Source organism: Variovorax sp. 01T439_2 (assembly GCF_056398445.1).
Genome location: NZ_JBFTPJ010000151.1, coordinates 1 through 8267 on the forward strand (window position 1 = coordinate 1; position 8267 = coordinate 8267).

Here is an 8267-nt window from a genome sequence, read left to right on the forward strand (position 1 = left end):
ACCTGGGCCTGACCGAAGAGATTCCGTACCTGAAGAAGCAGGAGCGCCTGACCTTCGCGCGCATGGGCGTGACCGACCCGGTGTCCGTGGCCGACTACGAGGCGCACGAAGGCTTTGCCGGACTGCGCCGCGCGCTGGCGCTCGCACCGGCCGAGATCGTGCAGCAGGTGCTCGACTCCGGACTGCGCGGCCGCGGCGGCGCCGCATTCCCGGCCGGCATCAAATGGAAGACCGTGCTGGCCGCGGAGGCGCCGCAGAAATACATCGTCTGCAATGCCGACGAAGGCGACTCGGGCACCTTCTCGGACCGCATGACGATGGAAGGCGATCCGCTGATGCTGGTGGAAGGCATGGCCATCGCGGGCATTGCAACGGGCGCGACCGAAGGCTACATCTACGTTCGCTCGGAATACCCGCATGCCATTGCCACGCTGAACGAGGCAATCCGCCATGCGGAGCAGGCGGGCTTCCTGGGCGACGACATCCTGGGCTCGGGCCACGCCTTCCGACTGACCGTGCGCAAGGCCGCGGGCGCCTACGTGTGCGGCGAGGAAACCGCGCTGCTCGAAAGCTTGGAAGGCCGCCGCGGCATCGTGCGCGCCAAGCCGCCGCTGCCGGCGCTGCAGGGCCTGTTCGGCCAGCCCACCGTCATCAACAACGTGATCACGCTGGCGTCGGTGCCCCTCATCCTGGCGCGCGGCGCGGACTTCTACAAGAACTACGGCATGGGCCGCTCGCGCGGCACGCTGCCGTTCCAGCTGGCCGGCAACATCCGGCATGGCGGCCTGGTCGAGAAGGCCTTCGGCCTGAGCCTGCGCGAACTGCTCTACGACTTCGGCGGCGGCAGCGCGAGCGGCCGGCCGATCAAGGCGGTGCAGGTGGGCGGTCCGCTGGGCGCCTACGTGCCCGAATCGCAGTGGGACCTGCCGCTCGACTACGAGGCCTATGCGGCCGTGGGCGCGGTGGTCGGGCACGGCGGCATCGTGGTGCACGACGACACGGCCGACATGTCGCAGCTGGCCCGCTACGCGATGGAGTTCTGCGCGATCGAGTCCTGCGGCAAGTGCACGCCCTGCCGCATCGGCTCCACGCGCGGCGTGGAAGTGATCGACAAGATCACGAGCAACCAGAACCGGCCGCAGCAGGTCATCCTGCTGCGCGACCTGTGCGACACCATGCTGCACGGCTCGCTCTGCGCGATGGGTGGCATGACGCCCTACCCCGTGCTCTCGGCCATCAATCACTACCCGGAGGACTTCGGCATCGAAGCCCCCGACCGCGCCGCAGCCTGACCGAACAGAGAGGAGACACCCCATGCTGAACCCATCGCAAGACATCGACCACGGCACGCCGCGCCGCGAGTCCACCGAGGAAGTCACGCTCGAGATCGACGGCATGCCGGTGACGGTGGCCAAGGGCACCTCGCTGATGCGCGCCGCGGTCGACGCGGGCGTGCAGGTGCCCAAGCTGTGCGCGACCGACAGCCTGGAGCCCTTCGGCTCCTGCCGGCTCTGCCTGGTGGAGATCGACGGGCGCAAAGGCTATCCGGCCTCGTGCACCACGCCGGCCGAGGCCGGCATGAAGGTGCGCACGCAAAGCCCGAGGCTGCAGGAGCTGCGCAAGGGCGTGATGGAGCTCTACATCTCCGACCATCCGCTGGACTGCCTCACCTGCGCCGCCAACGGCGACTGCGAGCTGCAGGACATGGCCGGTGTCACGGGCCTGCGCAACGTGCGCTATGGCTACGACGGCGCCAACCACCTGAAGAGCGCCAAGGACGAGTCCAATCCCTACTTCACCTACGACCCGGCCAAGTGCATCGTCTGCAACCGCTGCGTGCGCGCCTGCGAAGAAACGCAGGGCACCTTCGCGCTCACCATCAGCGGCCGCGGCTTCGAGTCGCGCGTGTCGCCAGGCCAGGACCAGCCCTTCATGGAATCCGAATGCGTGAGCTGCGGCGCCTGCGTGCAGGCCTGCCCCACCGCCACGCTGCAGGAAAAATCGGTGATCTGGCTGGGCCAGGCCGAGCACAGCGCCATCACCACCTGCGCCTATTGCGGCGTGGGCTGCGGCTTCAAGGCCGAGATGAAGGGCAACGAAGTGGTCCGCATGGTGCCCTGGAAGGACGGCAAGGCCAACGAAGGCCACTCGTGCGTGAAGGGCCGCTTCGCCTGGGGCTACGCCACCCACAAGGACCGCGTTCTCAAGCCCATGATCCGCAGCAAGATCACCGACCCGTGGCGCGAGGTGAGCTGGGACGAAGCCGTCAGCTACGCCGCCAGCGAGTTCCGCCGCATCCAGGCCAAGTACGGCACCGATTCCATCGGCGGCCTGGTGTCCTCGCGCTGCACCAACGAAGAGGGCTACCTGGTGCAGAAGCTGGTGCGCGCGGCCTTCGGCAACAACAACGTCGACACCTGCGCGCGCGTGTGCCATTCGCCCACCGGCTACGGACTGAAGCAGACCATGGGCGAATCGGCCGGCACGCAGACCTTCAAGTCGGTCGAGAAGTCGGACGTGATCATGGTGATCGGCGCCAATCCGTCCGACGGCCACCCGGTGTTCGCGTCGCGCATGAAAAGGCGCCTGCGCGCCGGCGCCCGGCTGATCGTGATCGACCCGCGCACCATCGACCTGGTGAAGTCGCCGCACGTCAAGGCCGACCACCACCTCAAGCTCAGGCCCGGCACCAACGTGGCGGTCATCAGCGCCATGGCGCATGTGATCGTGACCGAAGGCCTGGTCGACGAGGCCTTCGTGGCCGAGCGCTGCGAGCCCAAGTCGTTCAACGAGTGGCGCGAATTCGTCGCGCGCCCGGCCAACTCGCCCGAGGCCATGGAAGCCGTGACCGGCGTACCGGCCGCCGAGCTGCGCGCCGCCGCGCGGCTCTTCGCCAAGGGCCACGACGGCAAGCGCAATGCCGCCATCTACTACGGCCTGGGCGTGACCGAGCACAGCCAGGGCTCGACCATGGTGATGGGCATCGCCAACCTGGCCATGGCCACCGGCAACGTGGGCCGCGAAGGCGTGGGCGTGAACCCGCTGCGCGGCCAGAACAACGTGCAGGGTTCCTGCGACATGGGCTCGTTCCCGCACGAGCTTCCGGGCTACCGCCATGTGTCTGACAGCACCGCGCGCGGCAGTTTCGAAGACGCGTGGGGCGTGGCGCTGCGGGCCGAGCCGGGGCTGCGCATTCCCAACATGTTCGATGCCGCCATCACCGGCAGCTTCAAGGGCCTGTACTGCGAAGGCGAGGACGTGGTCCAGTCGGACCCCAACACCCAGCACGTGGCCGAGGCGATGATGGCGATGGAATGCATCGTGGTGCAGGACCTGTTCCTGAACGAGACCGCCAAGTACGCGCACGTGTTCCTGCCGGGCGCGTCGTTCCTCGAAAAAGACGGCACCTTCACCAACGCCGAGCGCCGCATCTCGCGCGTCACCAAGGTCATGCCGCCCAAGGCCGGCTATGCCGACTGGGAGGTGACGCAGCTGCTCTCCAACGCGCTGGGCTACCCCATGAACTACGCGAGCGCCGAGGAGATCATGGACGAGATCGCCGCGCTCACGCCCACCTTCACGGGCGTGAGCTACGCCAAGCTCGCGAAGCTGGGCAGCGTGCAGTGGCCCTGCAACGAGGCTGCGCCGGAAGGCACGCCGACCATGCACATCGGCGAGTTCGTGCGCGGCAAGGGCAAGTTCATCATCACGCAGTACGTGCCGACCGACGAGAAGGTCACGCGCATGTACCCGCTGATCCTGACCACCGGGCGCATCCTCTCGCAGTACAACGTGGGCGCGCAGACGCGCCGCACCGAGAACAACCAGTGGCACAGCGAGGACCGGCTCGAAATCCATCCGGCCGACGCCGAGGACCGCGGCATTGCCGAGGGCGACTGGGTCGGCATCYGGAGCCGCGCGGGCGAAACCGTGCTGCGCGCCACCATCACCGAGCGCGTGCAGCCGGGCGTGGTCTACACCACCTTCCACTTCCCCGAATCGGGCGCCAACGTGATCACCACCGACAACTCCGACTGGGCCACCAACTGCCCCGAGTTCAAGGTGACCGCGGTGCAGGTGATGCCGGTGATGCAGCCTTCCGAATGGCAGCAGGAATACAGCCGGTTCAACGCGCTGCAGGAAGAACTGCTGAGCAAGCGCATCGAAGAAACGGCGGCCGCCAAGTGAACCTGTCCGACGTACCGCTGCGCCCCGGGAGCGCGGAACTTCTGCCCGTGCGCGGCGTGCGCGCGCTCCAGGCCTTCGACAACCGCGACTGGGTGGCCGTGGAGGTGCCGGTCGCGCTGGAGTTCAACGGCATTGCACACGCCGTGATGCTTGCAACGCCCACCGACCTGGCCGACTTCGCGCTGGGCTTTGCGCTCAGCGAGGGCATCCTGCTCGGGCGCAATGAACTCTACGGCGTCGAGGAAGCGTACGCGCCCGAGGGCATCACCCTCAAGCTCGACGTGGCAAGCGCGGCCTTCGCGCGGCTGAAGGCGCGCCGCCGCTCAATGGCCGGGCGCACAGGCTGCGGCCTCTGCGGCACGGAGAGCCTGGCGCATGTCACGCGTGCGCTGCCGCCGCTGCCCGAGGGCCCGGCGCTCTCGACCCGCGCTGTCGCGCGCGGCATGCGGGAGCTGGCATCGATGCAGGTGCTGCAGAAGGTCACCGGCGCCGTGCACGCGGCGGCCTGGTGCAGCGCCGAGGGCGAAGCCCTGCTGGTGCGCGAGGACGTCGGCCGCCACAACGCACTCGACAAGCTCGTCGGCGCGCTCGCAAGAAGCAGTGTGGCCGCCTCCACCGGCTTCATCGCGGTGACCAGCCGCGCGAGTTTCGAGATGGTGCAGAAAACCGTCGCCGCCGGCGTGCCGCTGCTGGCCGCCGTATCGGCCTCGACCTCGCTGGCCACGGCCATTGCAGAAGACGCGGGCCTGACGCTGGCGGGCTTCGTGCGCGGCGACGACCTGGTCATCTACACCCACCCGTGGCGGCTCAACGGCCTGCCCGCCAACGCCTGAGGTTTTCTGCAATGCACGTCGACCAGCTGATCCGCATGGTGAACCAGATGGGCAGCTTCTTCGAAGCCATGCCCGACCGCAGCGAAGCCCTGCATGACCTCGCGCTGCACCTCAAGCGCTTCTGGGAACCGCGCATGCGGCGCGAGCTGCTGGCGCACCTGGATGCCGGCGGACCGGGGGAACTGAACCCMGTGTCGGTCGAGGCGATCCGCATTCACCGGGCGCTGCTCGAATAGCAGCGCCGCACCGCGCCTACTGCAGTGCCGCCGGCTTGATCCGCGACGCCATGCCGGCGGTGCCAAAGGCCTGGAAGCGGTCGATGCAGACGTCGCGCGCCGCCGCGGTCGCCTCCTTCAGGAACTTGCGCGGATCGAATTCGCTGCGGTCCTGGCCCATCGCGCGGCGCATGGCGCCGGTCATCGCGAGCCGGATGTCGGTGTCGATGTTGACCTTGCGCACGCCATGGCGGATGCCCTCCTGGATCTCCTCCACCGGCACGCCGTAGGTTTCCTTGATGTCGCCGCCAAAGTCGCGGATCACGGCCAGCCATTCCTGCGGCACCGACGAGGAGCCGTGCATCACGAGGTGCGTCTTCGGAATGCGCGCATGGATCTCCTTGATGCGGTCGATCGCAAGGATGTCGCCGGTCGGCTTGCGGCTGAACTTGTAGGCGCCATGCGAGGTGCCGATGGCAATGGCCAGCGCATCCACGCCGGTGCGCGAGACGAAGTCGGCCGCCTGCTGCGGATCGGTCAACAGCTGGTCGTGCGTCAGCACGCCCTCGGCACCGCTGCCGTCTTCCTCGCCCGCCATGCCCGACTCGAGCGAGCCGAGGCAGCCCAGCTCGCCCTCGACCGAGACGCCGACCGCATGCGCCATCTCCACCACGCGGCTCGTCACGCCCACGTTGTAGTCGTAGCTCGCAGGCGTTTTCGCGTCTTCCATCAGCGAGCCGTCCATCATCACGCTGGTGAAGCCCGAGCGGATGGCCTGCATGCACATCGACGGGCTTGCGCCATGGTCTTGGTGCATCACGATCGGGATCTCGGGGTACATTTCGGCGGCGGCCTCGACCATCTTGCGCAGGAAGGCTTCGCCCGCGTACTTGCGCGCACCGGCCGAGGCCTGCAGGATGACGGGGCTGTCGGTCTTGCGCGCGGCCTGCATGATGGCCTGGATCTGCTCCAGGTTGTTGACGTTGAACGCCGGCACGCCGTATTGGTGCTCGGCGGCGTGGTCCAGCAATTGGCGCAGCGAAATCATGGCCATGGGAAGCTCCTGTGGATGTGAAAAATCGGTGATGGGGGCGTCAATGCCGCCGGTCCTGGAGCGCTTTGACGGCCGGCAGGCTCTTGCCTTCGAGGAATTCGAGGAAGGCGCCGCCCGCCGTCGAGACGTAGTCGATGCACTCCTCCACCTCGAACTGGTTGATGGCGGCCACGGTGTCGCCGCCGCCCGCGAGCGAGAACGCATCCATGCGCGCGATCGCGTGGGCCAGCGTGCGCGTGCCGTGCGAGAACTGCTCGATCTCGAACACGCCGAGCGGGCCGTTCCAGACGATGGTCTTGCACTGGCCGAGCATCGCGACGAGCCGCGCCACCGACTCCGGGCCGAAGTCCAGGATCATGTCGTCGGGCGCCACGTCGGCCACGGCCTTCACGGTCGCGCGCGCCGTCGGCGAGAACTCGGTGGCCGTGACCACGTCGGTCGGCATGAAAAGCTGCGCACCGCGCGCCGCGAGCGCCGCGGCCACGGCACGCGCGGTGTCCACCATCTCGGGCTCGCACAGCGACCGGCCGATCGGATGGCCCGCCGCGAGCAGGAAGGTGTTGGCCATGCCGCCGCCCACCACCAGCCACTCGACCTGCGCGGCGAGCGATTCGAGGATCGACAGCTTGGTCGACACCTTGGCGCCGCCGACGATCGCGGCCAGCGGCCGCGCGGGGTTCGCTAGCGCACGGCCGAGCGCATGGAGTTCCGACGCCATCAGAGGACCGGCGCAGGCAATGGGCGCGAGCCGGGCCAGCGCCTCGGTGGTGGCCTCGGCGCGGTGCGCGGTGCCGAAGGCATCGTTCACGTACACGTCGCACAGGGCCGCCATGCGCCGCGCCAGGGCTTCGGCATTGGCCTTCTCGCCGACGTTCGCGCGGCAGTTCTCGAGCAGCGCCACCTCGCCGGGTGCCACGTCGAAGGGGCGGTCGATCCAGTCGGCCACCAGCGCCACCGGCGCGCCCAGCAGCTCGCCGAGCCGCTTCGCCACCGGCGCCAGCGATTCGCCGGGTGCAAGCCGGCCTTCCTTCGGGCGGCCCAGGTGCGAGGCGACCATCACGCGCGCCCCTTGCGACAGCGCATGGCGGATGCCGCCCAGGCTGGCGCGGATGCGCGTGTCGTCGCTGATGCGCCCCGAGGCATCGAGCGGCACGTTGAGGTCGCAGCGGATGAACACGCGCTGTCCGCGCAGGTCGACCTGATCGAGCGTGTTGAAGCTCATGCGGCCTCTTTCACGTTGGCCAGCGCGGCGTTCGCGAGCAGGCGGCGGGCGCGCTCGGCCACCACTTCGGCCGTGAGGCCGAACAGCTTGAAGAGCTCGCCGGCCGGCGCCGATTCGCCGAAGCGGTCGAGCCCGACCACGTCGCCGTATTCGCCGACGAACTTCCACCACAGGCCCGTGCTGCCGGCCTCCACCGCCACGCGCGGCAGGTGGCGCGGAACGACCGCGTGGCGCCATTCGGCATCCTGGCGTTCGAACACGTCCATGCACGGCACGGACACCACGCGCGCCTCGATGCCCTCCTGCGCCAGCAGGGCCGCCGCGGCCAGCGCCACGCCCACTTCGGAGCCGCTTGCCAGCAGCGCCACGCACTCGGCCTCCGGGCGGCGCAGCACATAGGCGCCGCGCGCGATCGACTCGATGCGCTCATCGCCGTCGCCGGCATGCGGCAGCGCCTGGCGCGTCAGCAGCAGGCAGCTCGGCCCATCGACGCGGCGCAGCGCCTGGCGCCAGGCCACGGCCGTCTCGGTGGCATCGGCCGGGCGCCAGACATCGACATCGGGAATCAGCCGCAGGCTCGAGGCATGCTCCACCGGCTGGTGCGTCGGGCCGTCCTCGCCGAGCCCGATGGAGTCGTGCGTGAAGACGTAGATCACCGGCAGCTTCATCAGCGCCGACATGCGCACGCCGTTGCGCGCGTAGTCGGAAAAAGTCAGGAAGGTGCCGCCGAAGGGACGGAAGCCGCCGTGCAGCGC

The 8267-nt window shown here is 68.9% G+C and carries 7 protein-coding genes; 4 read left to right on the plus strand and 3 right to left on the minus strand.

Annotated features, from left to right (window positions below):
- The 4 genes from AC1DOC_RS09840 to AC1DOC_RS09855 all read left to right on the plus strand — a co-directional run.
- Positions 1-1292 (plus strand): complex I 51 kDa subunit family protein (locus AC1DOC_RS09840; RefSeq protein ID WP_478129729.1); only part of this gene is annotated, 1292 nt, incomplete at its 5' end.
- 22 nt (positions 1293-1314) lie between these two features.
- Positions 1315-4188: a formate dehydrogenase subunit alpha gene (gene fdhF / locus AC1DOC_RS09845; RefSeq protein WP_478129730.1), complete on the plus strand. Its 2874-nt coding sequence runs from the start codon at positions 1315-1317 to the stop codon at positions 4186-4188.
- Positions 4185-5021 (plus strand): formate dehydrogenase accessory sulfurtransferase FdhD, encoded by an 837-nt coding sequence (fdhD, locus tag AC1DOC_RS09850; protein WP_436300137.1) that lies wholly within the window; start codon positions 4185-4187, stop codon positions 5019-5021. The genes fdhF and fdhD overlap by 4 nt, the downstream gene beginning before the upstream one ends.
- An 11-nt stretch (positions 5022-5032) precedes the next feature.
- Positions 5033-5257, plus strand: coding sequence for a formate dehydrogenase subunit delta (locus AC1DOC_RS09855; RefSeq protein WP_478129731.1), 225 nt, complete (start codon positions 5033-5035; stop codon positions 5255-5257).
- Positions 5258-5273: 16 nt separating this feature from the next.
- Here the strand turns inward: AC1DOC_RS09855 and fba are convergent, their stop codons facing one another.
- From fba to AC1DOC_RS09870, 3 genes are all read right to left on the minus strand, one after another.
- The gene (gene fba / locus AC1DOC_RS09860) at positions 5274-6290 is read right to left on the minus strand and encodes a class II fructose-bisphosphate aldolase (protein ID WP_012748122.1); all 1017 of its coding nucleotides are present in this window, start codon (positions 6288-6290) and stop codon (positions 5274-5276) included.
- A gap of 40 nt (positions 6291-6330) precedes the next feature.
- A complete protein-coding gene (locus AC1DOC_RS09865; protein ID WP_012748123.1) occupies positions 6331-7512 on the minus strand; it encodes a phosphoglycerate kinase in 1182 nt (393 codons plus the stop codon).
- Positions 7509-8267: transketolase-like TK C-terminal-containing protein (locus AC1DOC_RS09870; protein WP_478129732.1), on the minus strand; the 759-nt coding region annotated here is incomplete at its 5' end. The genes AC1DOC_RS09870 and AC1DOC_RS09865, both read right to left, overlap by 4 nt.

What these genes read in the sequence shown, in the direction of transcription:
- fba (WP_012748122.1), bottom strand. Translation starts at nt 6,290, where the DNA reads ATGGCCATGATTTCGCTGCGCCAATTGCTGGACCACGCCGCCGAGCAC.
- AC1DOC_RS09865 (WP_012748123.1), bottom strand. Translation starts at nt 7,512, where the DNA reads ATGAGCTTCAACACGCTCGATCAGGTCGACCTGCGCGGACAGCGCGTG.